19 protein-coding genes and 1 pseudogene are annotated in these 26938 nt (G+C 72.6%); 7 read left to right on the forward strand and 13 right to left on the reverse strand.

Features of this window, described 5'->3' with window-relative positions:
• Positions 1-86 precede the first annotated feature (86 nt).
• The 11 genes and pseudogenes from HNR22_RS10505 to mraZ all read right to left on the reverse strand — a co-directional run bounded on the left by HNR22_RS10505 (position 87) and on the right by mraZ (position 14011).
• Complete coding sequence (locus HNR22_RS10505) at positions 87-905, reverse strand: cell division protein FtsQ/DivIB (RefSeq protein WP_179780204.1); 819 nt, start codon at positions 903-905, stop codon at positions 87-89.
• The gene (gene murC / locus HNR22_RS10510) at positions 902-2467 is read right to left on the reverse strand and encodes a UDP-N-acetylmuramate--L-alanine ligase (RefSeq protein ID WP_179780205.1); all 1566 of its coding nucleotides are present in this window, start codon (positions 2465-2467) and stop codon (positions 902-904) included. The genes HNR22_RS10505 and murC overlap by 4 nt, the downstream gene beginning before the upstream one ends.
• On the reverse strand, positions 2464-3570 hold the full coding sequence (murG, locus tag HNR22_RS10515) for an undecaprenyldiphospho-muramoylpentapeptide beta-N-acetylglucosaminyltransferase (protein WP_179780206.1): 1107 nt from the start codon (positions 3568-3570) through the stop codon (positions 2464-2466). The genes murC and murG overlap by 4 nt, the downstream gene beginning before the upstream one ends.
• Entirely contained in the window at positions 3570-5015 is a 1446-nt protein-coding gene (locus tag HNR22_RS10520; protein WP_179783494.1) for an FtsW/RodA/SpoVE family cell cycle protein, read from the reverse strand. Before HNR22_RS10520 ends, murG begins: the two co-directional genes overlap by 1 nt.
• Before the next feature lie 313 nt (positions 5016-5328).
• Entirely contained in the window at positions 5329-6453 is a 1125-nt protein-coding gene (gene mraY / locus HNR22_RS10525; RefSeq protein ID WP_088949380.1) for a phospho-N-acetylmuramoyl-pentapeptide-transferase, read from the reverse strand.
• On the reverse strand, positions 6450-7847 hold the full coding sequence (locus tag HNR22_RS10530; RefSeq protein ID WP_179780207.1) for a UDP-N-acetylmuramoyl-tripeptide--D-alanyl-D-alanine ligase: 1398 nt from the start codon (positions 7845-7847) through the stop codon (positions 6450-6452). The genes mraY and HNR22_RS10530 overlap by 4 nt, the downstream gene beginning before the upstream one ends.
• The gene (locus HNR22_RS10535; RefSeq protein WP_179780208.1) at positions 7844-9406 is read right to left on the reverse strand and encodes a UDP-N-acetylmuramoyl-L-alanyl-D-glutamate--2,6-diaminopimelate ligase; all 1563 of its coding nucleotides are present in this window, start codon (positions 9404-9406) and stop codon (positions 7844-7846) included. The genes HNR22_RS10530 and HNR22_RS10535 overlap by 4 nt, the downstream gene beginning before the upstream one ends.
• A 52-nt stretch (positions 9407-9458) precedes the next feature.
• Complete coding sequence (locus HNR22_RS10540) at positions 9459-11666, reverse strand: penicillin-binding transpeptidase domain-containing protein (RefSeq protein ID WP_179780209.1); 2208 nt, start codon at positions 11664-11666, stop codon at positions 9459-9461.
• Positions 11667-11669: 3 nt separating this feature from the next.
• Positions 11670-12275, reverse strand: a complete 606-nt coding sequence (gene ftsL, locus HNR22_RS10545; protein WP_179780210.1) for a cell division protein FtsL — start codon at positions 12273-12275, stop codon at positions 11670-11672.
• Positions 12265-13374 (reverse strand): annotated as a pseudogene (gene rsmH, locus HNR22_RS10550) (16S rRNA (cytosine(1402)-N(4))-methyltransferase RsmH). Before rsmH ends, ftsL begins: the two are co-directional and overlap by 11 nt.
• A gap of 205 nt (positions 13375-13579) precedes the next feature.
• Positions 13580-14011, reverse strand: a complete 432-nt coding sequence (gene mraZ / locus HNR22_RS10555) for a division/cell wall cluster transcriptional repressor MraZ (protein WP_088949385.1) — start codon at positions 14009-14011, stop codon at positions 13580-13582.
• Positions 14012-14366: 355 nt separating this feature from the next.
• On the opposite strand from mraZ, the gene HNR22_RS10560 reads away from it, so the two are divergent.
• From HNR22_RS10560 to HNR22_RS10575, 4 genes are read left to right on the forward strand one after another with little or no spacing between them, the layout of a single operon-like run.
• Entirely contained in the window at positions 14367-15614 is a 1248-nt protein-coding gene (locus tag HNR22_RS10560) for a MurT ligase domain-containing protein (RefSeq protein ID WP_179783495.1), read from the forward strand.
• The gene (locus tag HNR22_RS10565; protein ID WP_179780211.1) at positions 15604-16323 is read left to right on the forward strand and encodes a glutamine amidotransferase; all 720 of its coding nucleotides are present in this window, start codon (positions 15604-15606) and stop codon (positions 16321-16323) included. Before HNR22_RS10560 ends, HNR22_RS10565 begins: the two co-directional genes overlap by 11 nt.
• Complete coding sequence (locus HNR22_RS10570; RefSeq protein WP_179780212.1) at positions 16320-17003, forward strand: TVP38/TMEM64 family protein; 684 nt, start codon at positions 16320-16322, stop codon at positions 17001-17003. Before HNR22_RS10565 ends, HNR22_RS10570 begins: the two co-directional genes overlap by 4 nt.
• Before the next feature lie 2 nt (positions 17004-17005).
• Positions 17006-17791, forward strand: a complete 786-nt coding sequence (locus HNR22_RS10575) for a phosphotransferase (protein WP_179780213.1) — start codon at positions 17006-17008, stop codon at positions 17789-17791.
• Positions 17792-17900: 109 nt separating this feature from the next.
• Here the strand turns inward: HNR22_RS10575 and leuS are convergent, their stop codons facing one another.
• Together leuS and HNR22_RS10585 are read right to left on the reverse strand one after the other, a co-directional pair.
• A complete protein-coding gene (leuS, locus tag HNR22_RS10580) occupies positions 17901-20741 on the reverse strand; it encodes a leucine--tRNA ligase (RefSeq protein ID WP_179780214.1) in 2841 nt (946 codons plus the stop codon).
• Between the two features lie 221 nt (positions 20742-20962).
• On the reverse strand, positions 20963-21754 hold the full coding sequence (locus tag HNR22_RS10585; protein ID WP_179780215.1) for an isochorismatase family protein: 792 nt from the start codon (positions 21752-21754) through the stop codon (positions 20963-20965).
• 276 nt (positions 21755-22030) lie between these two features.
• Between HNR22_RS10585 and HNR22_RS10590 the strand changes: the two genes are divergently transcribed.
• Genes HNR22_RS10590 through HNR22_RS10600 form a run of 3 tightly spaced genes read left to right on the forward strand, consistent with a single transcriptional unit; the run spans position 22031 to position 26880 of the window.
• Positions 22031-23089: an AAA family ATPase gene (locus tag HNR22_RS10590; protein WP_179780216.1), complete on the forward strand. Its 1059-nt coding sequence runs from the start codon at positions 22031-22033 to the stop codon at positions 23087-23089.
• A 1-nt stretch (position 23090) separates the two neighbouring features.
• Positions 23091-24389, forward strand: coding sequence for a DUF58 domain-containing protein (locus HNR22_RS10595; protein WP_179780217.1), 1299 nt, complete (start codon positions 23091-23093; stop codon positions 24387-24389).
• Between the two features lie 16 nt (positions 24390-24405).
• The gene (locus HNR22_RS10600; protein WP_179780218.1) at positions 24406-26880 is read left to right on the forward strand and encodes a transglutaminase TgpA family protein; all 2475 of its coding nucleotides are present in this window, start codon (positions 24406-24408) and stop codon (positions 26878-26880) included.
• Positions 26881-26938 lie beyond the last annotated feature (58 nt).

A 26938-nucleotide genomic window follows, 5' to 3' on the forward strand; every position in this document is an offset into this window, starting at 1 on the left:
AAGCGCCACCACGCGATGAGCCAAGGACCCGCCCGGCGTGTCGCCGGCCGGAGCGCGACAGGTCACGCCCTGACGCGCTCGCCGGGTCAGCGGAAGGTCACCACGTCCGGGGCGCTCACGTCGATCCGATCGGTGTCCTCGTCGAGCAGCGCGGTGGCCACCCGGGCCTTGTCCGCGCCCCGGGTCGCGTCGCCCCAGACCACCGTCCGGTCGCCTCGCAGCCGCAGGGTGATCCGGGCCAATCCCTCCACGCTCACGTCCACCACCTCGGCGCGCAACCGCGGGGTCAGGGCGACGAGCACCTCCAGCCCGGCCCGGGTGCCCGGGTCGTCGGCGGCCGGTCGGCCCACCGTCACCTGCGGCATCCCGGCGGGGCGTTGGTCCACCGTCCGGAACGCCACCCCGCTGCGGTCGATCAGGGCGTACGCCTCCCCCTGCGGCACCGCCGCCACCGGAGTCCGCTCGGTCACCCGCACGACCAGCGTGCCGGGCCAGTCGCGGGACACGGTGGCCCGCTCCACCGGCGCCAGGGCGCCGACCCGGCGGGCGGCGGCCGCCAGGTCCACCCGGGCCAGCGGCACCCCGTCCGGTACGGCGACCGCGTCGTGCACCTGCACCGGGGTGACCAGGTCGGCACCCTCCACGCGCACCTCCCGCACACCGAACAGCCCGGTGCCCAGCACCGTCCAGGCGACCAGCCCAGCCAGCGCGAGCACCCCGGCGGCCACCGCCCAGGGCAGCGCCGCGCGCATGCGGCGCTGCCGGGCACGGGCCATGAACCGGCGCGTCGAGGGCGGTACCGCGTCGCGGCTCGCCCGGACCAGCTGCCAACGCCGCACCGGACCGCGACGCGGGGCGCCGCCGTCGGCGGCGCGGGTCCGCCCTCGGGCCGGGCCGGGACTCATCCGGCCGTGGGCGCCGTGCCGCCGGGCGCGACGGTGCCACCGAGGGCCGCTCCGTCGCCCCCGGCCGTGGCGCCACCCGGCACCGGATCACCGATCACCGGGGCGGTGGCCACCGGGTCGACGGTCGCGGTCGGCGCGGAGCCGTTCGCACGCGCGCCCAGGGCGGCGAGCAGCTCGTCACCCATCAGCGAGATCGGCGGGGCGCCCATGGTCACCACCACGTCCCCCGGGCGGGCGCGGCGGGCCACCTCGACCGGCGCCGCCTCCCACGAGTCGACGAAGACCTTGCGGTCGGCGGGCAGCCCCACCGCCGCGATCAGCGCCGCCGAGCCCTCGCCGGGCTGGCGCAGCTCGCCCGGCCCGAAGACCTCCAACAGCACCACCTCGTCGGCGATGGCCAGCGCCTCGGCGATCTCCGCCTGGTTGTCGCGGGTGCGGTACAGCCGGTACGGCTGGAAGACGACGATCAGCCGCCCGTCGCCGGCCACCTCGCGCAGCGTCTGCATCGCCAACGTCATCGAGGTCGGATGGTAGGCATACTCGTCGTAGACCAGCACGCCGTCCGCGACGCCCTTGCGCTCGAAACGCCGCCGCACTCCGGGGAAGACCGCCAGCGCGGCCTCCGCCGCCTCCAGCGGCAGTTTCAGCAGGTACGCGGCCAGCACCGCGGAGGCGCTGTTCAGCCCCATGTGCCGCCCCGGCACCGGCAACCGGAACTCGCCCAGTGACCGACCGTCGATCGCGGCCAGATAGCGCACCCCACGCGCGGAGGAGACGATCTCGGTCAGCCGCAGGTCGGCGTCGGCCGCCTCGCCGTAGGTGAACACCTGCCGCCCCTCGGCGCGCAGGCTCTCGGCCAGCCGCCGACCGCCCGGGTCGTCGGCGCAGGTGATGATGAACCCGTCCGGGTCGGTGAGGCGGGCGAACTCCACGAACGCCGCCTCCAGCGTCGCGTAGTCGCCGTAGGTGTTGAGGTGGTCCGCCTCGACGTTCGTGATGATCGAGACGTACGGGCGGTAGATGAGGAACGAGCGGTCGCTCTCGTCCGCCTCGACCACGAAGTGCTCGCCGGTGCCGTGGTGGGCGCCCGAGCCGACCTCGGAGATCTCGCCGCCGATCACGAAGGACGGGTCCACACCGGCCTGCTGGAGCACCATCGTCACCATCGAGGTGGTGGTGGTCTTGCCGTGCGTGCCGGCGACAGCCACCGCCCGGCGGCCGGTCATCGCCGCGGCCAGGGCCTCCGAGCGGTGCAGCACCCGCAGACCACGCCGACGCGCCTCGACCAGCTCCAGGTGGTCGGAGGGAATGGCCGACGAGTAGACGACGGTGTCCACGCCGTCGAGGTTGGTCGCCTCGTGGCTGAGGTAGATGGTGCCGCCGAGCGCCCGCAGACCCGCCAGCGACGGCCACTCACGCAGGTCGCTGCCGGAGACCCGGATGCCCCGGGTGAGCAGCAGCCGGGCCACGCCGAGCATGCCCACCCCGCCCACCCCGATCAGGTGGACGGTGCCCAGGTCCTCCGCGGTGAGCGTGCCGGCCGGGGTGAACTGCGCGGTCATCGGGCCACCGCCTGCATGACGAAGGAGCGCAGGGCCTCGTCACCGTCGCGTCGGCCGTACGCCCCCGCGGCCGCGCCCATCGCGTACAGCCGCTGCGGGTCGCGGATCAGCGGGATGACGGTGCGCTCCAGCCAGTCCGGGGTGAGCTCCGTGTCGTCGACCAGGAGCCCACCGCCGGCCTCCACCACGGGCAGCGCGTTACGCCGCTGCTCCTGGTTGCTGTGCGGGTACGGCACGTAGATCGTCGGCAGCCCGATCGCGGCAACCTCGGCGACGGTCATCGCCCCGCCCCGGGCCAGCATCAGGTCGGCGGCCGCGTAGCCCAGCTCCATCTCGGACAGGTACGGCAGCGTCACGTACGGCACCGGCAGGTCGGTGGGGATCGGCACCGGCTCGTTGCGGGCGCCCATCACGTGCAGCACCTGCACGCCGTTGCGGGCCAGCTCCTTGGCCGCCCCGGAAACCGCCAGGTTGATCGACCGGGCGCCGGACGAGCCGCCGGAGACGAAGAGCACCGGCAGGTCCGGGCGGAGCCCGAAGTGGGCGCGGGCGGCGTCGCGCAGCGCGTACCGGTCCAGTGCGGCGATGGTGCGGCGCAGCGGCACCCCGACCACTGTGGCGTCGCGCAGCGACTCGGCCTGGCTCGGCTGGTGCGGGAAGCCGACGGCGACGTTCTTGGTGAACTTCATGCCCAGCTTGTTGGCCACACCCGGTGGCACGTTCACCTCGTGGATCACCATGGGCATCTCGCGGCGCCAGGCGGCCAGGTAGGCCGGCACCGAGACGTACCCGCCGAAGCCGACGACCACGTCGGCCTGCACCTCGTCGATCACCTTGCCCGCCGCGCGCGCCGCGGTCCACATCCGGCCCGGGGTACGGACCAGGTTCATGTTGACCGACCGGGGCAGTTGGTACGCCGGGATCTGCCGCAGGTCGTAGCCCTGCGGCGGGATCAGATCGTTCTCCATGCCGCGTGGTGTGCCGAGGCAGGTGATCCGGACGCCCGGGTCGTGTCGGCGCAGGCAGTCGGCGAAGGCGAGCAGCGGGTAGACGTGCCCCCCGGTGCCACCTCCCGCGAGCACCACCGAACGCAGCGGACCCATCAGCGTCTCCTTTCGCTCGCCGTACCCCCGCGGCTCCGGTCCTGGCGGACCCCGCGCGGCGCGGCCTGGTCGTCATGGCGCCGCTCGCGGGACCGGGGCACGGACCCTCGGCCAGCGGGCGGCGTCGCCGGCCGGCGACGCCGGCCGGGAAGCGGCGGCAACGGGGCCCAGAGTAGTCGGACCCACCGGGCCGGCGGACGGGCATGCAGTGCTCGGGCCGCATCGGGTTCGGCGCGGGCGAAGGACGCCAGCATGCCGATGCCCGCCAACGTCACCACCAGGGCACTTCCGCCGTCGGAGATGAACGGCAGCGGCAGGCCGGTGATCGGCAGCAGCCCGACCACCCCACCAATGTTGATCACGGCCTGGCTCACCAGCCAGGTGGTCATGGCGGCGGCGGCGAACCGGCGGAACGGGTCGTCGACCCGGCGGGCGATCCGCAACCCGGTGTACGCGAGGACCGCGAACAGTGCGAGCACCACCGCGCAGCCGATCACGCCCAGCTCCTCGGCGATGATCGCGAAGATGAAGTCGTTGTGCGCCTCGGGCAGCCAGTCCCACTTCAGGCTGCCCTTGCCCAGCCCGACACCGAACCAACCGCCGTGCTCGATGGCCAGTCGACCCTGGTAGAACTGGAGACAGTCGCCGAGCTTGCACGTCTCCGGGTCCGGCGGGTTGAAGAACATCACCAGCCGCGCGAAGCGGTAGTTGTCCGCGCCCTTCTCGCCGGAGCCGGCGCCCAGCGAGGCCACCGCGATGAGCAGGCCAACGCCGAGCAGGCCGACCACGGTCAGCGCGCCGAAGACCCGCATGCGGACGCCGGCGGCCCAGAGCAGACCCACAACGAGGGCCAGCAGGCAGAGCATCGTGCCCACGTCGTTGTAGCCGACCAGGACGAAGAGCAGGCCCATCACCGGGAAGAGCGGGGTGGCCAGCTCCCGCCACCACCCCAGCGCGGCGCCCTTGCGGGCGATCAGGTGCGCGCCCCACAACACCAGCGCGAACTTGGCCAGCTCGGAGGGCTGGACCTGGATTCCGCCGATGAACAGCCAGAGCAGCCGCGCCTCGATCGGGCCGATCCGGGCCGAGTCCTGGTGACTGAGCCGGGCGTACGCGAGCAGCAGGTTGAGCACCAGCAGCAGCCCGATCGAGGTGAACAGCAGCGGTCGGCCCAGCGAGCGGTACGTGCTGGCGGGCAGCCGCTGGCAGACCCAGAACGCCCCGATGCCGATCACCGCGAAGATCGCCTGCTTGGTCACGGAGGCCGAGGCGTTGCCGTCCTCGGCGTAGTCCTTCACGCTGGTCGCCGAGAAGACCATGGTCAGCCCGATCAGCAGCAGCAGGCCGGCGCTGGACAGCAGCAGGTAGTAGGAGGCCAGCGGTCGCGCCAGCAGACCGCGCAGGGCGGCGAGCCCACCGGCCCCGTCCAACCCGCGCAGTGGCACGGGTGGTGGCGGGTCCGCTGCCCGCGGTGCCGCACCCGGTTCCGGGCCGCGCGCGTCGTCGGGCGGCGCGCCCGCCGCAGCGGTACGCGTCGCGCCCGGTGACCGTCGCGGCCGACCGGCTGTCCTGTCGTCGGTGCCTGAGTCCTCCCCCACCCCGACATCATCACCGCTGGACGCGCCGGGCACGCCCACAACGACGCACCGGGCGTGTCGAACTCCCGCCCCGGCCTTGAAAGCACCAACCGCCCGGACGGAACCCGCGCGGAGCGGGCCGTCCGGGCGGCCGGAGAGTGCGAGGATGGCGAGGGCCCGATCAGGTCATGTTGGCGAGGAACTCGCTGTAGAACAGGCCCAGGGCGATGGCCACGCCGATGCCCGCGATGATCCAGAAGCGCACCACGATGTTGACCTCACTCCAGCCGGCCAACTCGAAGTGGTGCTGCAGGGGCGACATCCGGAACACCCGTTTACCGGTGGTCTTGAAGGAGATGATCTGGATCACCACGGACATCGTGATGATCACGAAGAGCCCACCGATGATCGGCAGCAGCAGGATGGTGCGGGTGGACATCGCCATGCCGGCGATCAGACCGCCCAGCCCCAATGCCCCGGTGTCGCCCATGAAGATCCGTGCCGGGGACGTGTTCCACCAGAGGAAGCCCACACAGGCCCCGGCCGCCGCCCCGGCTATCAGCGCGATCTCCAACGGGTCACGGACCTCGTAGCAGTACGGCTGGGTGTAGTTCGGGTCCGCGCACCAGTGCCGGTACTGCCAGAACGCAATCAGCGCGTACGCGGCGAGCACCATCACCGAGGCGCCGGTGGCCAGACCGTCGAGGCCGTCGGTGAGGTTGACACCGTTCGTCGCGCCCATCACCACGAAGATGAAGATGATCACCGCGCCGACCTTGCTGACCTCCAGGGCATCGATGTCCCGGATGAAGCTCAGCGTGGTGCTGCCCACCGTCTCGGTGTTGGTCGCCAGGCCCGAGCCGTCGGTCATCGTGCTCGGGAACCACAGCGCGATCACGCCGAAGACCGCGCCGACCAGGATCTGGCCGAGCAGCTTGCCGCGCTTGTTCAGCCCGGCGCTGTTGCGCTTGCGCACCTTGAGGAAGTCGTCGAGGAAACCCACAGCGCCGGAGAAGACCATCAGCCCCAGCAGCACCAACGCCGTGATGGTCGGCTCCACCTGGGCGATCTGCTGGTCCGGCAGGCTGGTCAGGGCCAGGTGCCCGGCCACGTACGCGATCACCGTGGCCAGGATGAAGACCACGCCGCCCATCGTGGGCGTGCCCTTCTTGCCCTGGTGCATTGCCGGGCCGTCGGACCGGATCGGCTGACCGGCCTTGAGCCGGGTGAACAACTTGATCGCGATCGGGGTGCCGAACAGCGAGACGAGGAAGGCCACCCCGACGGCGACGATGACGGCCCTCATCGGGTCGGCTCCCCACCGGCGTCGGCGCGCAGAGCGTCGGCCACCTCCCAGGTCCGGTACCGGGAGCCCTTGACCAGGACGACATCACCCGGTCGTAGCTCGCCCCGCAGCACCTCGACGGCCGCCGCCTGATCGGTGAGCAGCACCGACTCTCCTCCCCAGTTCGCTACCGCTGTCGCGCCTTCGTGGATCGGCGCGGCCGGCTCACCCACAACGAGCAGCCGGTCGACGCCCAGCTCGGCCACGAGTTGGCCGATCTCGGCGTGGCCGTCGGACTCGAACGGGCCAAGCTCGGCCATGTAACCGAGCACCGCGACGGTACGCCGCCCCTGACCGATGCTCGCCAGCGCCCGCACCGCCACCGCCATCGAGGCCGGGTTGGCGTTGTACGAGTCGTCGATGACGGTCACCCCGTCGGGGCGGTCGAACACGTCCATCCGCCGGGTCGAGACCAGCCCCAGCTCGCCGAGAGCCGTGGCCAGCTCGGCCAGCGGCATGCCCAGCTCCCGGGCGACCGCCGCCGCGGCGAGCGTGTTGCCGACCTGGTGACGGCCGGTCAGCCCGAGCCGCACCGGCGCGCGTCCCTCCGGGGTGACCAGGGTGTACGACGGGTGCCCCCGCTCGTCCAGCGTCACGTCCTCCGCGCGCACGTCGGCGTCCGGTGCCTCGCCGTAGCGGACCACCCGGGCCCCGGTGCGACCCGCCATCGCGTCCACCCGCGGGTCGTCGGCGTTCAGCACCGCCAGCCCGTCCGCCGGCAGAGCCTCGACCAGCTCTCCCTTGGCCTGGGCGATGGCGTCCTGCGAGCCGAACTCGCCGATGTGCGACGTGCCGACGTTGAGCACCACGGAGATCCGGGGCGGCACCAGTTCGCACAGGTACCGCACGTGCCCGATCCCCCGGGCGCCCTTCTCCATCACCAGGTAGCGGGTGTCCGGCCCGGCCTGCAGCGCGGTGTACGGGTGGCCCAGCTCGTTGTTGAACGAGCCGGGCGGCGCCACGGTGGCCCCGAGCCGGGCGGTGAGCTGACCGATCAGGTCCTTCGTGGTGGTCTTGCCGGACGAGCCGGTCACACCGATCACGGTCAGCTCCGGCAGCCGGTCCACCGCGGCACGGGCCAGCCGGCCCATCGCGGCCAGCGCGTCGTCCACCAGCACCATCGGCACCCCGGGCACCGCACGGCTGCCGAGCACCGCCACCGCGCCGGCCTGGATCGCCGTCGCCGCGTAGTCGTGCCCGTCGACCTTCTCACCGGGGAAGGCCACGAAGAGCGAACCGGGCCCCACCTTGCGCGAGTCGAACTCCACCGAACCGGTCACGGTGGCGGCGGGGTCGGCGGCCTCCAGCCGCCCGTCGACCGCAGCGGCCACCTCGGCCAGGCTCAGCGCGATCACCGCTGGACCGCCAGGTCCCCGAAGCGGGCCCGCAGCGCGTCGGCCAGCTCGATGCTGTCGTCGAACGGAAACACCTCGCCCGCCACCTCCTGGCCGCGCTCGTGCCCCTTGCCGAGCAGCGCGATGACGTCGCCGGGCTCGGACAGCCGAACCGCCTCGTCGATCGCGGCGCGGCGGCCGGCCACCTCGATGATCCGGGCGGCCGTTCCGGCCCGGTACGCGCCGGCGAGCACCTCGGCGCGAATCTCCGCCGGGTCCTCCGTACGCGGGTTGTCGTCGGTCACCAGCACCAGGTCGGCTCCCTCCGCCGCGGCGGCGCCCATCACCGGCCGCTTGCCCCGGTCCCGGTCACCGCCGGCGCCGATCACACAGATCAGCCGTCCGGCGCTCAACTCGCGCAGCGCGGCCAGCGCCGCCACGATCGCGTCCGACTTGTGCGCGTAGTCGACCACGCCGCGCACCGGCGCGGCGACGTCGACCAGCTCCAGCCGGCCCGGCACCCCACCGCAGGCAGCCACCCCGGCCGCCGCGGTCGTCGGGTCCACCCCGGCACCGACCAACGTGGCGATGGCCAGCAGCGCGTTCGCCACGTTGTGCCGGCCAGGCAGTGCCACCCCGGCGTCCAGGACCACGCGGTCCGGGCCGTGCGCGGTGAACCGCTGCGCGTACCCCTCGCCGCCCACGCCGTCGGCCCACCAGCTCGCGTCCTGGTCGCCGGCCGCCGAGTAGGTGACGGTGGCCGGCTTGTACAGCGGCTTCAGGGCCGGGTCGTCGTGGTTGAGCACCTCGACCGCGCACCGCCCGTCGAAGAGCTGAGCCTTGGCGGCGAAGTAGTCGTCGCTGTCGGCGTGGAAGTCCAGGTGGTCGGAGCCGAAGTTGGTGTAGCCGCCGACGGCGAACCGGACGCCGCCCACGCGACCCATGGCCAGTGCGTGGCTGGAGACCTCCATGACCACCGCGGTGACCCCCCGCTCGCGCGCGGTCGCCAGCATGGCGTGCAGGTCGGTCGCCTCCGGAGTGGTGCGCACACTGTCGATCACCAGGTCACCGAGTCGCGTCTCGACCGTGCCGATCAACCCGGTGGTGTGGCCGGCCGCCCGCAGCCCCGACTCGATCAGGTACGCGGTGGAGGTCTTCCCGGCGGTGCCGGTCACCCCGATCACGGTGAGACCGGCGGTCGGGTCGCCGTACACGGCCGAGGCCAGCTCGCCGAGCACGGCGCGCGGGTCGGGCACCACCAGGACGGGCAGCCCGCTGCCCGCGGCCAGCTCCGCACCCGCCGGGTCGGTCAGCAGGGCCACGGCACCCGCCTCGGCGGCGCCGGCGGCGAACTCCGCGCCGTGCCGGCGAGCGCCGGGCAACGCCGCGTACAGGTCGCCGGGATGGACCTCCTGGCTGGCGTGGGTGGCCCCGGTGACGACCACCTCGGCGGCGTCCGCCGGAAGGTCGACGGCGAGTCGGACGGCGAGATCGCCGAGCCGGACTCCGGTCACGGTACGTGGACGTGGATTGCCGGGCACGGCGTCAGACCCTACCCCGTCGTCCGGTTCCGGCCGCACAGCCGCCCCGGTGGTTCGTCGGCACTCACCGATGATGTCCCGCCATTGCTGCTCAGCGCGGATAGACCACGAACTTGGGTGCGGAACCACCGGTTGACGGTGGTACGCGGTAGTGACGCAGCGTGAACTGCATCATGTCGCGGAACGCCGGGCCAGCGATCGCCGCGCCCCCACCACCGGGGGCGTACGCGAAGACCGCGATCACGTACCGGGGGTTCTCGGCGGGGGCCATGCCGATGAACGACGACACCTCGCCGGGCTGCTTCTTGCCGTCCACCAGTCGCCACCCGGTGCCGGTCTTGCCGGCGACCCGGTAGCCGGGGACAGCGGCCAGGGTGCCGGTGGCGCCCTCGACGGTGGTGACCGCCTCCAGCATGGTGCGCAGGGCCGCCGCGTTCTGCGGGCTGAGCACCGACCGGGTCACCGGGGCGGGCGCGGGGGTGCGCTTGCCGTCCGGCCCGATCACCTCCTTGACCAGGTGCGGCTGCACGTACGTGCCGTTGTTGGCGATGGCGGCGTACGCGGCGGCCATCTGCAGCGGCGTGGCGTCGACGCTGTGCCCGATCGGCACCGACCCGTGCGACGATTCGCTCCACTCGTCGGCCGGCAGCAGTCGCCCGCTGGCCTCCCCCGGCATCCCCTCGCCGGTGGGTTTGCCCAGCCCGAACCGCTTCTGGTAGTCGATCAGCCGGTCCGGGCCGAGCTTTTCGGCAATCGTGATGGTGCCGACGTTCGACGAGTAGGCGAGCATCCCCGGCACGCTCATCTTCTTGCCGTTGGCGGGATGGGTGTCGGAGAACCAGGTGTCACCCATCTTGATGCTGTTGGCGATGGGCAGAGCCGTGTCCGAGGTGATCACCCCCTCCTGCAACGCCGCGCCGAAGGTGATCGCCTTGTGGATCGAGCCGGGGTCGACGACGAAGCTGGTCGCCGCGTCCTCCCGGGCGACCGGGTCGCTCGGGAACGGCTTCGCCGCGCTGTAGGTGGGATTGCTGGCCTGGGCCAGCACCGCACCGGAGGGGATCTCGATGATCACGGCCACGCCGGTGCCGCCGCGCTGCTGGGCCATGCCCGCGCTGAGGATCTGCTGCGTGCGGAATTGCAGGTCACGGTCGATGGTGAGGGTCAGTGAGCTGCCCGGCTTGGCGGGAGTGGTCCGGCTGTAGCCGCCCGGGATCGGCGCCGCGAGGTCACCGAGGCCGGCCTCGTACACCCGCTTGCCGTCCTGCCCGGCGAGCACGTCGTCGTAGCGGGCCTCCAACCCTTCCAGGCCGGCCATGTCCTGACTGGTGAAGCCGATCAGGTTGGCCGCCAGGTCGCCGCCGGGCACGTCACGGCTCTCGTCGCGGTGCACCCCGATGCCGGGAAGCTCCAGCGCCTGCACCCGCTTGGCGGTCGGGATCTCCACCCCCCGGGCCAGGTAGGCGAACGTGGACAACTTGCCGTTCTCCAGCCTGCGGGGCTTCATCAGCTCGACCAGCTTCGACGCCGGGATGCCGAGCAGCGGGGAGAGCGCCTTCGCGGTGGCGGGCGGGTCCTTCACCTCGGTCGGGTCGGCGAAGACGTAGCGGGCCTCGACACTGCGGGCCAGCGGCGCGCCGGTGCTGTCGTAGATCGCGCCCCGCGGCGCCGGCAGCTCGACAGTGCGAAGGCGGTCGGAGATGCCGCCCCCGGCGTACGCCGGAGCGTCGACCGCCTGGAGGAAGATCAGCCGGATCCCGATGGCGGCGAACAACGTCAGGGCGAGCGCGGTGCCCAGCCGCAGGCGCAGTCGCGATTCGGCCAGCTTCGGCGGGCGCGGTGGCTTCCGGGACGGACGACGGGCCGCCGGTCGGTCGGTGCGGCGCGGCGCGCGTGATGTGGTCCGGCGGCGTGGCGGCGGCTCGTCGACGCCCGGGGCACGCGGGGTGCGCGGCGAGACGGTGCGCACGACGCCGCCGCGCCCAGCGGCCGGAGCGTCGCGCCGGCCGGCCCGGGCGGCGGCCCGGCCGCCGTCGAGCACCTGCAACGCCGGCCGGAACGGGTCGCCGGAGCGGGTGCTGCGGGGCGTACGCCGCTGCTCGGCACCCCCGCTGCGCGCCGGCGTGCCGCGCTCCTCGCGAACGGTTCGACCCCTCGGGGTGTACGCGCGAGCCCCGGAGATGCCCCCGATACCTGGTTCGCCGGCGCGGGACTCCCCGTCGACGGGGCCGGCGTCACGTGAAGAACCGCGCCGGGCCCCTGTGGGGTCCCGGCGCGGCTCGTCCGACCTTGGTGGCACTGGTCAGCCTCCCGCACCCTGGCTGGTTACCGACGGCTTGCCGGTCGCCGGCTGCGGCACGCCGATGGTCTTGCCGTCCGGCAGCCGGATGTAACCCGGCTCGCCGGCGTCCACCAGGCCCAGCCGCCGCGCCTCGGCGGTCAGGTTGCCCGGCGCCTCGGCCTCGGCGATCTGCTTGTCCAGTTGCTGCTTCTCCAGGTCCAGTCGAGCCTGCTGCTGCTGCAACCGCTCCAACCGGAACGCGTTCTCATTGATCTTGGTGTTGACCGCCAGGATCCCCAGCACCCCACCGACCACCAACACCACGATCAGCGCCGCGAACGGCGCGCGCGGCACCGACACCGGCGGTGGCGGCGCCACCCGCAGCCGAGGCGGGCGGGCAGCGGTGGCGCTGGCCGCCTTCTCGACCGGCCGCAGCGCGGCGGTGCCCTGGGTGGGGAACTCGCGCGCCTCCCGGGCGCGAGTCTCCCCCTGCCGATTCGTTCGATCGATGCGTGGCGTACCGTTTCCGAGGCGCGGAGCCCGCTCCGCCGCGGTCCGGCCCCCCGACCGCGGTGCGCGCTGCTCGCCGCCGGTGACGTCCCGGCGGCCGCGCTTGTCAATGTTCATGTCCCTCCCCCTCAACGTCCGTCCCTCTGCCGTCCCGGTGCCCCTGACCCCCCACGGATCAGGCGGACCCCGTGCCCGGTTGGTGCATTCCCTTCACCCGTCGGCGAGACCGTTCGCGGTCGGTCCGCCCAAGCTCTGTCGCGTTCGGGTCGAGTCGCTCCGCGGCCCGCAGCCGCACCGAGGCGGCGCGCGGGTTCGCGGCGACCTCCGCCTCCCCGGGCAGTTCGGCGCCCCGGCTGAGCAGCCGGAACGTCGGACCGGACCCGGGAAGTTCGACCGGGAGGTCGACCGGGCCCGTGTTGCGGACCCGGTCCGCGAGCGCCGCCTTGGTGAGCCTGTCCTCCAGCGAGTGGTAGGACAGGACCACCATGCGACCGCCCACGGTCAGTGCGTCGAGCGCGGATGGCAACGCTGTCTCCAGCGCTGCCAGCTCTCTGTTTACCTCGATCCGTAAAGCCTGAAACGTTCTCTTTGCCGGGTGTCCGCCCGTTCGTCGGGCCGGCGCCGGGATGGAGTCCCGGACCAGCTCCGCCAGCAGCGCGGACGAGGTGATCCGGGCGCGTTCCCGCTCCCGGATGATCGCCGAGGCGATCCGGCCGGCGAACTTCTCCTCGCCGTAGACCCGCAGCACCCGGGCCAGGTCCGGATGCCCGTAGGTGTTGACCACCTCCTCGGCGGTCACCCCCCGGGTCTGGTCCATCCGCATGTCCAGCGGCGCGTCCTGGGCGTACGCGAACCCGCGGTCGGGCGCGTCCAACTGCAACGACGAGACACCCAGGTCGAACAGGATCCCGTCGATGCCCGGATAGCCCAACCGGTCGAGCACGTCCGGCAGCTCGTCGTAGACGGCGTGCTCCAGGTGCACCCGATCGGCGAACCGGGCCAGTCGGACCCGCGCGTGGGCGAGCGCCTCGGTGTCCCGGTCGAGCCCGATCAGGACCGTCTCCGGGTGCGCCTCCAGCACCGCCTCCGCGTGCCCAGCCAAGCCGAGCGTCGCGTCGACGTAGATCGTCCGGCCGCCTCGACCCAGCGCGGGGGCCAGCAGCTCGAGACACCGCTCGAGCAGCACCGGCACGTGCGTGCCGCGCAACTCCCCCATGATGACCCCCACTGGTTGAAACGTCCGTTCTCTTCGTGCGCCTGTCGTCGGACGGCGCTGCCGTCGTACCGCCAGATCCCCATCCGCTCCCGCCGGACACCGGACCGTCGCCCGATGACTGGATCGTGCGCCTGGCACCGGGGAAGGGGTGCCAGGAACTCGAAAGCGGCTGGAGATCTCGCAGTACGTCGGGCGCCGTTCCGCCCTACAGACCGCCGGGCAGCACCCCCTCCTCGATGTCGGCGAAGTCGTCTTCGCTCTCGGCGAGGTAGGTCTCCCAGGCGACCTTGTCCCAGATCTCCACCCGCGTGCTCGCGCCGATGACCACCAACTCGCGGTCGAGCGCGGCATACTCCCGCAGATGGGCTGGAATGGTCACCCGACCCTGCTTGTCGGGAACCTCGTCGTGAGCGCTCGCGAAGAAGACCCGGCTGTAGGCCCGGGCCGCCTTGTGCGTCATCGGCTGCGCGCGCAACTGCTCCGCGATCCGCTGGAACTCAGGAGTCGGGAAGACGTAGAGGCAACGATCCTGCCCTTTGGTGACCACGACACCCCCCGCCAGCTCATCCCGAAACTTGGCCGGAAGGATCAACCGGCCCTTTTCGTCCAGGCGCGGAGTGTGGGTGCCGAGGAACATCGGCCCAACCCCCTCGCCCTTGAACGGCGTTCGCGGCGCCGCTGACCCCCCGGGCCGGTGAGCCCTCCCGGCCTCACCATTGGTCCCCACTCTACTCCACTTCCCTCCACCCGCAACCAGATTCGCCCGCGTGGCGCGCCCGATCCCCGCCTAAAACAGCACGTCACAAGGGGTGGAGCAGAGTGGAGGGCTCGGACCGCCCTCCGGCGTGGTCCGCTTTCCGACATAGATCGACTCCGTCCGGCGGAGGTCCACCCGGCCGCCCGCGCGGCCACCACGGCCGAACGGTTCACCGTCGGCGGCGATCTGGCGGGGCGGGCGGTCCGGTAACCTCGCTCGCGTGACCGACGCGAAAATGCCCCTACGGGCCAAGGTGGCCAGCTCCGTGTCACGGACCGCCGCGGCGCTCTCCCGGGCCGCCGGCCGCGGCGACGGCTCGGTGATCGGCGGTTGGATCGGCCTGAAGATCGACCCGGACCTGCTGGCCCACCTCTCGGCCGGGCGGGCGATCGCGCTCGTCTCCGGCACCAACGGCAAGACCACCACCACCCGGCTGACCTCCGCCGCGGTCGGCGTGCTCGGCCGGGTCGCCACCAACTCGTTCGGCGCCAACATGCCCAGCGGGCACACCTCGGCGCTGGCCAAGGCCGGCAGCACCCCGTACGCGGTGCTGGAGGTGGACGAGCACTACCTCGCCCAGGTGCTGGAGGCGACCGAGCCGCACGTGGTCGCGCTGCTCAACCTCTCCCGCGACCAGCTCGACCGCGCCAAGGAGGTCGCCATGATGGCGCAGCTCTGGCGCGCGGCCCTGGTCCGGCACACCAACGTGCGGGTGGTGGCCAACGCCGACGACCCGATGGTGGTCTGGGCCGCCACCCCGCCGGGCGACCCCGCCCGCGGCATCAACCCGCCACACGTGACCTGGTTCAGTGCCGGCCAGCGCTGGCACGACGACTCCTGGGTCTGCCCCGAGTGCGGCTCCACCATCCAGCGCTCCGGCGACCAGTGGTGGTGCACCGGCTGCGCGCTGCGCCGACCAGAGCCGCAGTGGGTCGTCGAGGACGAGGGGGTGCTCGACCCCACCGGCGCCTGGCACAAGGTCTCCCTCCAACTGCCCGGCAAGGTCAATCTCGGCAACGCCGCGACCGCGCTGGCCGTGGCCGCCGAGTTCGGCGTCCGTCCGGTCGACGCGGTGTCCCGCCTCGGCATCGTCACCTCGGTCGCCGGCCGCTACGCGCAGGTCGACAAGGACGGGCGCAACATCCGCCTGCTGCTGGCCAAGAACCCGGCCAGCTGGCTGGAGGCCTTCGACATGGCCGACAACGCGCCGACCCTGCTCTCCATCAACGCCCGCGACCCCGACGGCCTCGACACGTCATGGCTCTTCGACGTCGACTTCGCCCCGCTCCGCGGCCGGCAGGTGTTGATCACCGGCGACCGGGCATACGACCTGGCAGTCCGCCTGGACGTCAACGACGTGCCGTTCCAGCACGTCCGCACGTTCGACGACGCGATCCGGTCGGTCCCGCCCGGGCGGCTGGAGGTCATCGCGAACTACACCGCGTTCCAGGACATCCGAGCGGAGTTGGACCGTGTCATCTGAGAGCCTGCGCATCGTCTGGATCTACCCCGACCTGCTGTCGACCTACGGCGACCGGGGCAACGCCCTAATCCTCGCCCGCCGGGCCCGCCAACGCGGCATGCCCGTCGAGGTGCTGGAGGTCCGCTCCGACCAGCAGCTGCCCGCAACCGCCGACATCTACCTGGTCGGCGGCGGCGAGGACGGCCCGCAGGCGCTGGGCGCGCAGCGCCTGCTCGCCGACGGCGGTCTGCACCGGGCGGTCGCCCAGGGTTCGGTGGTGTTCGGTGTCTGCGCCGGCTACCAACTGCTCGGCACCTCGTTCTTCGCCAAGGGCGTGCAGTGCCGCGGCCTGGAGCTGCTCGACCTCCAGTCCGACCGGGGTCCGAGCCGGGCCGTGGGCGAGCTGGCCGGTGAGATCGACCCCCGGCTCGGCCTGCCACCGCTGACCGGTTTCGAGAACCACGGCGGCCGCACCCACCTCGGCCCGGAGGTCTCCCCGCTGGCCCGGATCACCGCCGGGGTGGGCAACGACGGTGCCACCGAGGGCGCGTGGCGCGGCAAGCTGCTGGGCACCTATTCGCACGGCCCGGCGCTGGCCCGCAACCCCGCCCTGGCCGACCTGCTGCTGCGCTGGGCCACCGGGGCACACCAGCTTCCTCCGCTGGACGACACCTGGCCCGACCGGCTCCGCAACGAGCGCCGCTCCGCGGTGGCCGCCGCCCGGCAATGATCCGTGCCGTCCGTCGGCTGCTCCGGCAGCCGTCGGCCGCCCGGTTCGCCCTGCTCGTGCTGCTGATCGGCGGGTGCGGGCTGCTACTGCTCCTGGTGCCCCGTCCGGATCCGGAGCAGTTGCCGCTGCTGGCCGACCGGCTGGGCGACCTCGCCCCGGTGGCGGCGATCCTCGGCGGCGCTCTGCTGCTGGTCGCGCTGGTTCCCCGTACCTTCATCACGCTCGCCGCGGGTGCGATCTTCGGCCCCCTGGAGGGCGCCGCGTACGCCCTGGGCGCCGCGCTTGTGGCCGCGGCCATCGGGTTCACGGTCGGCCGGCTGCTCGGCCGGGAGTTCGTGGCCGAACGGGTCCGTGGTCGCCTGGCCCGCCTCGACGGCTGGTTCGCCCGGCAGAGCGTGTTCGGTGTGGTCACCGTGCGGCTGCTGCCCATCGCCGGCTTCGGGTTGGTCAGCTACGGCTACGGCACGACCGGCGCACGGGTGCTGCCGTTCCTGGCCGGCAGCGTGATCGCCTCCGCGCCGACCGCCATCGGCTACGCGGCGATCGGCTCCGCGGTCAGCTCACCCGGCCACATCAACTGGTACGCCGCCGCACCGGCCAGCCTCGGCCTGATCGCCAGCGTGGTCCTCATCCACCAGTGGTGGCGCGCCGAGCGCCGACGCCGTCGAATGCCGGTCTGACCGTGCCCGAGCCGACCGCCGGCCCGGCCGGAGAGCCACTGTCCGGCGGGTTCGTCGCCGACGTGGTCCGGATCGGGGACACGGTACGACGTACCCCGCCCGCCAACCTGGACTTCGTCGGCGCGCTGCTGCGCCACCTGGCCGGGGTGGGCGCGGACCTCGCGCCGCACCACCTGGGCGTCGACGCCCACGGTCGGCAGATGCTCAGCTACGTCGCGGGTCGGGTGCCGTGGCGGGACCGGGAGGATCCGGCGTTCTTCTCCGACGCGGCACTGGTGCGGCTGGCCGAGCTGATCCGGCGGCTGCACGACGCGTGTGCGGGCACCGGGCTGGCGGGCGACGCCGAGACGGTGTGCCACCGCGACCTGTCGCCGAAGAACACGGTGTACCGGGACTCCCCCGCCGGGCCACTACCGGTGGCCTTCCTCGACTGGGACCTGGCCGCCCCGGGCCGCCGGATCGAGGACGTCTCGTTCGCCGGCTGGCACTGGGCCGCGTTGGGCGAGGGCGCCGACCCGGTCGAGCTGGGTCGGCGCTGCCGACTTCTCTGCGACGCCTACGACGCGGCGCCGACCGCGACCGCACCCGCCACGCTGGCGCGGGCTGAACTGGTGGGCGTGATGCTCGACCAGATCGAGAGCACCTGGCGGGGCATCGACGCCGGCGCCGACCGCGACGAGCCGGGCATGCGCCGGCTGCGCGACCAGGGCGCGGTCAACGGGATACGAAGCTGGCAGAACTGGCTGCAGTCAAACCGCGCAATCGTGGCGGCCGCGCTGGAGGTCTGACCGGGCGCGCCTGGGTCGATCATGGAGTTGTGGTGGGGGATCAAACGGCCGCCAGGGGGCGAACCAGGCACCACAACTCCATGATCGACACCGGTGAGGGCTGGCGGCGTCAGACGACGACGGAGACCATCCGGCCCTTCACCACGATGACCTTGCGGGGTTCCTTACCGGCCAGGGCTGCGGCCACCGCCTCCAGGGCCGCCGCGCGGACGGCCTCCTCGGCGGTGTCGGCGGGGACCTCGATGCGGCCACGGACCTTGCCGTTGACCTGCACCGGGTAGGTCACCGTGTCGGCCACCAGCAGCGCCGGGTCGGCGGTCGGGAAGTCCGCGTACGTCAGTGAGGTGTCGTGGCCCAGCTTGCGCCACAGCTCCTCGGCCAGGTGCGGGGCGAACGGCGCCACCATCAGCACCAGCGGCTCGGCCACCTCGCGGGGCGTCGCCGACAGCCCGGTCAGCCCGTTGGTCAGCTGGATCAGCTTGGCGATCGCGGTGTTGAACCGGATGCCGTCCATGTCGCCACGGACCCCGTCGATCACCGTGTGCAGCAGCCGGCGGGTCGCCTCGTCGGCCGGGTCCTCGGTGACCCGCAGCGCTCCGGTCTGCTCGTCGACGACGGCCCGCCAGACCCGCTGCAGGAACCGGTACGAGCCGACCACCGCCCGGGTCTCCCAGGGGCGGGACACCTCCAGCGGGCCCATCGACATCTCGTACACCCGGAAGGTGTCCGCGCCGTACGCGGCGCACATGTCGTCGGGGGTCACCACGTTCTTCAGCGACTTGCCCATCTTGCCGTACTCGCGGTTGACCGTCAGGTCACCCAGGTAGTAGGCGCCGTCGCGCTCCACGACCTCCTCGGCCTGCACGTAGCTGCCGCGCGAGTCGGTGTACGCGTACGCCTGGATCATGCCCTGGTTGAACAGCTTGCGGAACGGCTCGAACGACGACACGTGCCCCAGGTCGTACAGCACCTTGTGCCAGAACCGCGCGTACAGCAGGTGCAGCACCGCGTGCTCGGCGCCGCCGACGTACAGGTCGGTGCCCCCGCAGTCGCCGTCGCCGCGCGGGCCCATCCAGTACTGCTCGTTCTCCGCGTCGACGAACCGGTCGCTGTTGGTCGGGTCCAGGTAGCGCAGCTCGTACCAGCAGGAGCCGGCCCACTGCGGCATCACGTTGGTCTCCCGGGTGTAGCGCTGCGGCCCGTCACCCAGATCCAGCTCGACCTCGACCCAGTCGCGCCGGCGCGACAGCGGGGTCTCCGGGTTGCTGTCGGCGTCGTCGGGGGCGAACGTCTTCGGCGAGAAGTCGTCCACCTCCGGCAGCTCGACCGGCAACATCTCCTCCGGCAGGGCGATGGCCGCGCCGGTGGAGTCGTAGACGATCGGGAACGGCTCGCCCCAGTACCGCTGGCGGGAGAACAGCCAGTCGCGCAGCCGGTAGGTGACCGCGCCGGTGCCGTGCCCGTTCGCCTCCAGCCAGGAGATGATCGCCGCCTTGGCGTCGGCGACCCCCAGGCCGTTCAGGTCCAGGCCGCGCTCGGGCGCGGCGCTGTTGATCGCCGGGCCGTCCCCGGTGTACGCCTTGCCATCGAAGCCCTCCGCTGGCTGCACGGTGCGCACGATGGGCAGCTCGAAGACCTCGGCGAACGCCCAGTCCCGCTCGTCCTGAGCCGGCACCGCCATGATCGCGCCGGTGCCGTAGCCGGCCAGCACGTAGTCGGCGATGAAGATCGGGATCTGCCCGCCGGTGACCGGGTTGGTGGCGTACGCGCCGATGAAGACGCCGGTCTTCTCCTTGGTGTCGGACTGCCGCTCGACGTCGGTCTTGGCCGCCGCCGTCTTGCGGTACGCCTCGACGGCCGCCCGGGGGCTGGTGTGCCCGCCGGTCCAGGCGTCCCTCGTCCCGTCCGGCCAGGTGGCCGGCACCAGCGCGTCGACCAGCTCGTGCTCGGGCGCCAGCACCATGTAGGTGGCGCCGAAGACGGTGTCCGGTCGGGTCGTGAACACCCGCACCGGCGCCTGCCCGGTGGGGAAGTCGATGTGCGCACCGGTGGAACGGCCGATCCAGTTGCGCTGCATCAGCTTGATCGGCTCGGGCCAGTCCAGGGTGTCCAGGTCGTCCAGCAGCCGGTCGCCGTACGCGGTGATCCGCATCATCCACTGCTTCAGGTTGCGCTTGAAGACCGGGAAGTTGCCCCGCTCCGAGCGGCCGTCGGCGGTGACCTCCTCGTTGGCCAGCACGGTGCCCAGCCCCGGGCACCAGTTCACCGGGGCCTGCGAGACGTACGCCAGGCGGTGGTCGTCGACGACCTGGCGGCGCTCGGCGACGCTCAGCTCGGCCCACGCCCGGCCGTCCGGGGTGGGCCGGTTGCCGCCCTCGAACTCGGCGATCAGCTCGGCGATCGGGCGGGCCCGGCCGGCGTCACGGTCGTACCAGGAGTTGAAGACCTGCAGGAAGATCCACTGGGTCCAGCGGTAGAAATCGGTGTCGATGGTGGCCACCGAGCGACGCTCGTCGTGCGCCAGCCCCAGCCGGCGCAGCTGCGCCTTGTACCGCTCGATGTTCGCGACGGTCGTGGTCCTCGGGTGGGTGCCGGTCTGCACCGCGTACTGCTCGGCGGGCAGACCGAACGCGTCGAAGCCCATCGCGTGCAGCACGTTGCGGCCGGCCATCCGCTGGTAGCGGGCGTAGCAGTCGGTGCCGATGTAGCCCAACGGGTGGCCGACGTGCAGGCCGGCGCCGGACGGGTACGGGAACATGTCCAGCACGTACAGCTTTTCCGCGCCGGCGCGTGGGTGGGTCGGGTCGGCCAGCGGGCCGGTCGGGTTCGGTGCGTGGAAGGTGCCCTCGCGCGCCCAGATGTCCTGCCAACGAATCTCGATCTCGTCGGCCAGGGCCGCGGTGTACCGGAACGGGGGAATGTCGCCCGCCGGTGCGGCTGCCTCACTCATCGTCTCTCCTCGCTTCGCTTCGCTTCGTCTCGGCACCACCGGGCCGGGCCGGCGGCGGGCACAAAAAAGCCCCTCGCGCAGGAGGGGCCGCCGTGCTGTCGCTGCGTTCAGCGCATCAGCACGGCCCGGTAAGAAGCAGGAAGACTCCGGCCATGTCCCGCAGTGTACCTCGCCTTCCGGTGCGGGGGCGGACCGCCGCCGCCGGGCCGGAGGCGCTCCGGTCACCTGGCCGCGGCGAACCGGGCGGTGTCGGTGGTGAAGCCCCAGCACTGCTGGGAGTTGAAGACCACGGCGTCCTTGCAGTACGCCGGGCTGGACGTGGCGGTGGCGTCGGTCAGCAGCAGTGTGGCGTAGTCCCGGAAGTACGCGTCCTCGACCGTCGTGCTGACGCACTGGTCGGTGTTGACCCCGCCGAACAGGAGGGTGCGGATGCCCTGCGTGCGCAGCACCTGGTCGAGGTGGGTGGCGTGGAACCCGTTCATCCGGAACTTCTCCACCAGCAGGTCCTCGGGGCGCACCAGCTCCCGCAGCTCGTCCACGAGCGTCGCGCCCCACGACCCCTCGGTCAGCACCGGGCCGTGGTCCAACTGTTCCCCGATGCCGGCCTGGTCGAGTCGGTGCTTGAACGACCAGAGCGTCGGCGCACCGAGGTTGCGCAGGTCGGAACGGTTGTACCAGTAGACCCACAGCACCGGTACGCCGAGCTGGCGGGCGGCCTCCACCGCGCGTACCGCGCCGGGGATCGCCTCCCGGCAGGCCGTGTAGTCCAGCCCGGACCGGTCCGTCCAGCCTCCGGGAGAGCAGAAGTCGTTCTGCATGTCGAGCAGGACCAGGGCGGTCGTGTCCAGGTCCACCACGACCGGCAGCAACTCGGCCTCGATGCGCACCCGTCGCCCGCCGGTGCCGGCCGCCACGTCGACGTGGTCCGCGTGCAGCCGCCACTGCGCCAACCCGCCGCCGAGGCGTACGCCTCCGTCGTCGGCCTGCCCGTAGATGTCGCGCTCCCGCCACACGGTGCTCTCCCCCGGTTACGTCGCCGCCGCCGACCGGTGGGCCACGCGGGCGGGCCACCGGATACCCGGGCTCGGACCGGTCACGCATCTCCCGAACGGCGAATATTCCGGTGCGTAAGCGGCGGACTACCTGCGGGGGTCGGCGATAACGACAAACATGGTTAGCCTGAGAGACCAGTGAGATTCCTGCGGCAGACGAGGCTCGACGTCGCGAACCCAACGGCGGGTCCAGGTGCTCTATACAGAGCTGCCGTCATGGCGACGAGGAGGAGGCCCGTGACACAACAGACCTGGGACGAGGTGGGCGGCCTACTGCCGCACGACGAGTTCCGCGCCGCCAGCGAGGCCATCGTGGCCAACATCGAGCAGGTCATCGAGGGTAAGACCGCCACCGTGCGGCTCGCCCTGGCCGTCCTGCTCGCCGAGGGTCACCTCCTGATCGAAGACGTGCCGGGTGTCGGCAAGACCAAGCTGGCCAAGGCCCTGGCGCGGTCCATCGACTGCACGGTGCGGCGGATCCAGTTCACCCCCGACCTGCTGCCCAGCGACGTCACCGGGGTCAGCGTCTACAACCAGGAGACGCACGACTTCGAGTTCCGTCCCGGTGCCGTGTTCGCCAATCTGGTGGTCGGCGACGAGATCAACCGGGCCTCGCCGAAGACCCAGTCGGCGTTGCTGGAGTGCATGGAGGAGCGGCAGGTCACCGTCGACGGTGTCACCTACCAGCTCCAGACCCCCTTCATGGTCATCGCCACCCAGAACCCGATCGAGATGGAGGGGACCTACCCGCTGCCCGAGGCGCAGCGCGACCGGTTCACCGCCCGTATCGCGATGGGTTACCCGGACTCCAACGCCGAGCTGGCCATGCTCGACGGGCACGGGGCCACCGACCCGCTGAACGAGCTGCGCGCGGTCTCCGACGCGGCCATCGTCCGACAGCTCATCGCCACCGTCCGGCAGGTGCACGTCGCGGACGCGGTCAAGCAGTATGCGATCGACCTGGTCACCGCCACCCGCGAGGCACCCGACCTGCGGCTCGGCGCCTCCCCCCGGGCGACCCTGCAACTGCTGCGCACCGCCCGGGCGGTCGCCGCCCTGGAGGGTCGCGACTACGTGCTCCCCGACGACCTGCAGGCCCTGGCGGTGCCGGTGCTCGCGCACCGGATCATCCCGACCGCCGACGCGCAGCTCGCCCGACGCACCACCGACGCGATCGTCTCCGAGCTGGTGCACCGCCTGCCGCTGCCACACGACAGGCAGCGCAACCCGTACGACACCCGCCCCGGCACCGGCACCGGCAACGGCCGCGCGCCCTACGAGCCGCGGAGGCCATGACGTGCGTGCCGGGCTACGCGGGCTGACCACCCGCGGGCGCTCCTTCCTCGCCGCCGCCATCGCGGCGGCGATCTCGGCCGCCATCCTGGGCGAGAAGGACCTGCTCCGGGTGGCTGTGCTGTTGGCCGTCCTGCCGTTGCTGGCCGCGGCCTACGTCGGGCGCAGCCGCTACAAGCTGGCCTGCAACCGTTCACTGGACCCGCACCGGGTCCCGGTCGGCGCCAACTCCCGGGTGGTGCTGCGCCTGCAGAACCTCTCCCGGCTGCCGACCGGCACCCTGCTCCTGGAGGACCGGCTGCCCTACGCGCTGGGCAGCCGGCCCCGGGTGGTGTTGGAGCGGCTCGGCGCGCACCAGGCCACCTCCGTGGCGTACACCGTCCGGGCCGACGTGCGGGGTCGCTACGACGTGGGCCCGCTGGTGGTCCGGATGACCGACCCGTTCGGTCTCTGCGAGCTCACCAGGTCCTTCCCCAGCACCGACCACCTGACGGTCATTCCGCAGGTCACCGCACTGCCGTCGGTCCGGCTCCCCGGGGAGTACGCGGGCAGCGGCGACAGTCGGGCCCGCTCGGTCGCGGTGCACGGCGAGGACGACGCGGCGACCCGGGAATACCGGCGCGGCGACGACCTGCGCCGGGTGCACTGGAAGTCGACAGCACGCACCGGCGAGCTGATGGTGCGCCGCGAGGAGCAGCCGTGGGAGAGCCGGGCCACTGTCGTCCTGGACACCCGCGCGTACGGCCACCGCGGCGAGGGGCCGACGGCGAGTTTCGAGTGGTCCGTCTCCGCCGCCGCGAGCATCGCCGTCCACCTGCGCCAGGCCGGCTACAAGTTGCGCCTGGTCACCGGCTCGGGGGCGGATGTCGACGCCTCGGAGGCCGGCGGTGACGGGGCGCTGCTCGACCACCTCGCGGAGGTCCGACTGGATCAGCGCGCCGAGCTGACCGACCTCGTGCAACGGGTCCGTCAACGCGCCGACGGTGGTCTGATCATCGGGCTGTTCGGCACGGTGAGCGTGGCCGAGGCCGAGCTGCTGGCCGGTCTGCGGGGCAACGGCGCCACCTGCGTCGGCTTCCTGCTGAACAGCTCCACCTGGCTCAGCCTGCCGGAGAAGGCCCGGGCCGAGGCAGAACGCGCGCACGCCGCCGCCGTCCTCGCCATGCTGCAGAGCGGTTGGCGGGTGGTCGGTGTCGACCATGGCGGCCGACTGCCCGCGCTGTGGCCGCAGGCCGGCCGGGGCTCCCAGGGCTTCGCGCTTCGCGCCGCACTGGCCGAGACGGTGGCCGGCGGCGTGCGATGAACGGAAGGTTCCCCTCATGATCGCCAGTCGGAACATCGGCCTGGTGGCGGCCACGGCCACCGTGCTGGCCGCCGCGCCGCTGTCGGCCATCTTCCAGAGCTGGACGTGGCTCATCCAGTCCGTCATCGCGGTCGCCGTGGTGGCCGGGGTGGCCGCCTTGACCCGGCTCGCCCGGGCCCCCCTGTGGGGTCAGGTGCTGGGCATGCTGGCCGGCCTGCTCCTTGCCCTGACCTGGTTGTTCCCCAGCGGCGCGGAGCTGCTCGCCGTCCTGCCCACGCCGGGCACGCTCGCGCACTTCAACGATCTGCTCGCCGGTTCCATGCAGGACATGCGCTCGTACGGCGTCGAGGTCCCCGACACCGACCCGCTGCTGTTCATCACCGTGCTCGGCGTCGGTGGGGTCGCCGTCCTGGTCGACGTACTGGCCGTCGGGCTGCGCCGGCCCGCGCTGGCGGGGCTGCCGATGCTCGCCATCTACTCGGTGCCGGTCGCCGTCTACGTGGACAGCGTCCCCGCGGTGCCGTTCGTCGTGGGCGCCGCCGGTTACCTCTGGCTGCTGGTCACCGACAACGTGGACCGCGTACGCCGCTTCGGGCGCCGGTTCACCGGTGACGGCCGTGACGTCGACGTGTGGGAGGCCTCGCCGCTGGCGTCCGCCGGCCGCCGGCTCGCGGCGGTCGGGGTGGCCCTGGCGGTGATGCTGCCGCTGGCGGTGCCCGGCATGACCGGCGGGCTGCTCGACTCCCTGAGCCGGGGGTCGGGCAACGGCACCGGCAACGGCCCCGGCTCGGGTGGCACATCGGGTCGGATCGACCTGTTCGCCTCGCTCGCCGGCCAGCTCAACCAGTCCCAGGTGGCCGATCTGGTCAAGGTCACCACGTCCGAACAGAGCCCGTTCTACCTGCGCTACGCGGTCGCCGACGAGCTGCGCCCGGGTGGTTTCCAGGCGCGTAGCCCGAGCGGCCGGCCAGCCAACCGGGACCTGCCGGACCCGGCCGAACGGGCCGGTCGGGGCGTGCAGCAGACCACCTACCGGGCGACCGTCGAGGTCACCAAGAGCCTGAGCATGTCGCTGATGCCGGTGTACGCCGAGCCGGTACGCACCGAGGACCTCAACGGCAACTGGCTCTACGACCCCAACCAGCAGGTCGTCTTCTCCAACCGGGAAAACTCCCGGGGCCGCAAGTACTCCTTCGACTACGTCCGCTCGACGTACACCCCGGCGGCGCTGCGGGCCGCGCAGCCGCTCCCGGCCGACCACCCGGTACGCCGGCAGCTGACCGCCACCCCCGAGCGGGTGCCGGAGGTGGACGAGCTGGTCAAGGGGCTGGTCCAGGGCAAGCGCACCGACTACGACCGGGTGCTGGCCATCTACCAGCACTTCTCGGCGGACAACGGGTTCAGCTACCGGTTGAGCACCGAGAGCGGCAGCAGCGGGCAGGACATCGTCAACTTCCTGACCAACAAGGTCGGCTACTGCCAGCAGTACGCCGCCGGGATGGCCTGGCTGGTCCGCGCGGCCGGGATCCCGGCCCGCGTGGCGTTCGGCTTCACCAACGGCAGCAAGCGCGACGGTGACACCTTCACGCTGACCAACCTCAACCTGCACGCCTGGACCGAGGTCTTCTTCGACGGCCTCGGTTGGGTGCCGTTCGACGCCACCCCGGCGTCCGGGGTGCCCGGCTCCACCCGGTCGGCCTGGGCACCGGACACCGACGCGCCGGAGCCGACCACCCCGGGCACGGGTGTCACGGACGCCCCGACGGGCCCCGAGGCCTCAGCTGGGCCGGCCGGCCCGGACAACGCCGACCGGGACACCGACGAGGGGCTTGCCCTCGGCGGAACGACGCCCGACGAACAGCCGCCGGTCTGGCCCTGGTGGGCGGCCGGCGTGCTGGCCCTGCTGCTGCTCCTGGCGGTGCCTGCTCTGCGCCGGCTCGCGCTGCGGCGTCGACGCGGTGGCCGGGCGGCGAGCGCCACGGTGGCCGCCACCACCGTCGCCGACGGCACCGAGCCGGGGACCCGCCTGGTGACTGTCGTCGCCGACGCCAACCGCGCCCGCGCGGACGCGCACGCCGCCTGGGCGGAGCTGCTCGACACCCTGGTGGACTTCCGGGTTCCGGTCGACCTCACCGAGACGCCGAGGGCGACCGCGGACCGGCTCATCCGGGACACCCTCAGCGACGACACCGCGGCTGTGGAGTCGGCGCGGCTGCTCGGCAAGGCGGAGGAACGGGCCCGCTACGCGCGGGATCCGCTGACCGGTGAGCGGTTGCTGCCGGCGCTGCGCACGGTTCGCGGGGCGCTCGCCACACGGGCGGACCGACGGACCCGCATCCTCGCCGCCGTGTTGCCGCCGTCGGTGCTGCTGCGGTGGAGAACGGCGATGGCGGACACGTCCGGGCGAATGGCGGCGCTGACCGGGCGGACCCGGTACCGGCTGCTGCGCTGGAACCCACGACGGCTGTTGGCCGACCGGGCGGCCCGCTGAACAACGCAGGTCCAGGTGTGGGGCGGCGGTCGGTGGATCGCCGCCCCACGCTGCATCA

The organism is Micromonospora jinlongensis (assembly GCF_013410645.1).
GTDB lineage: Bacteria > Actinomycetota > Actinomycetes > Mycobacteriales > Micromonosporaceae > Micromonospora > Micromonospora zamorensis.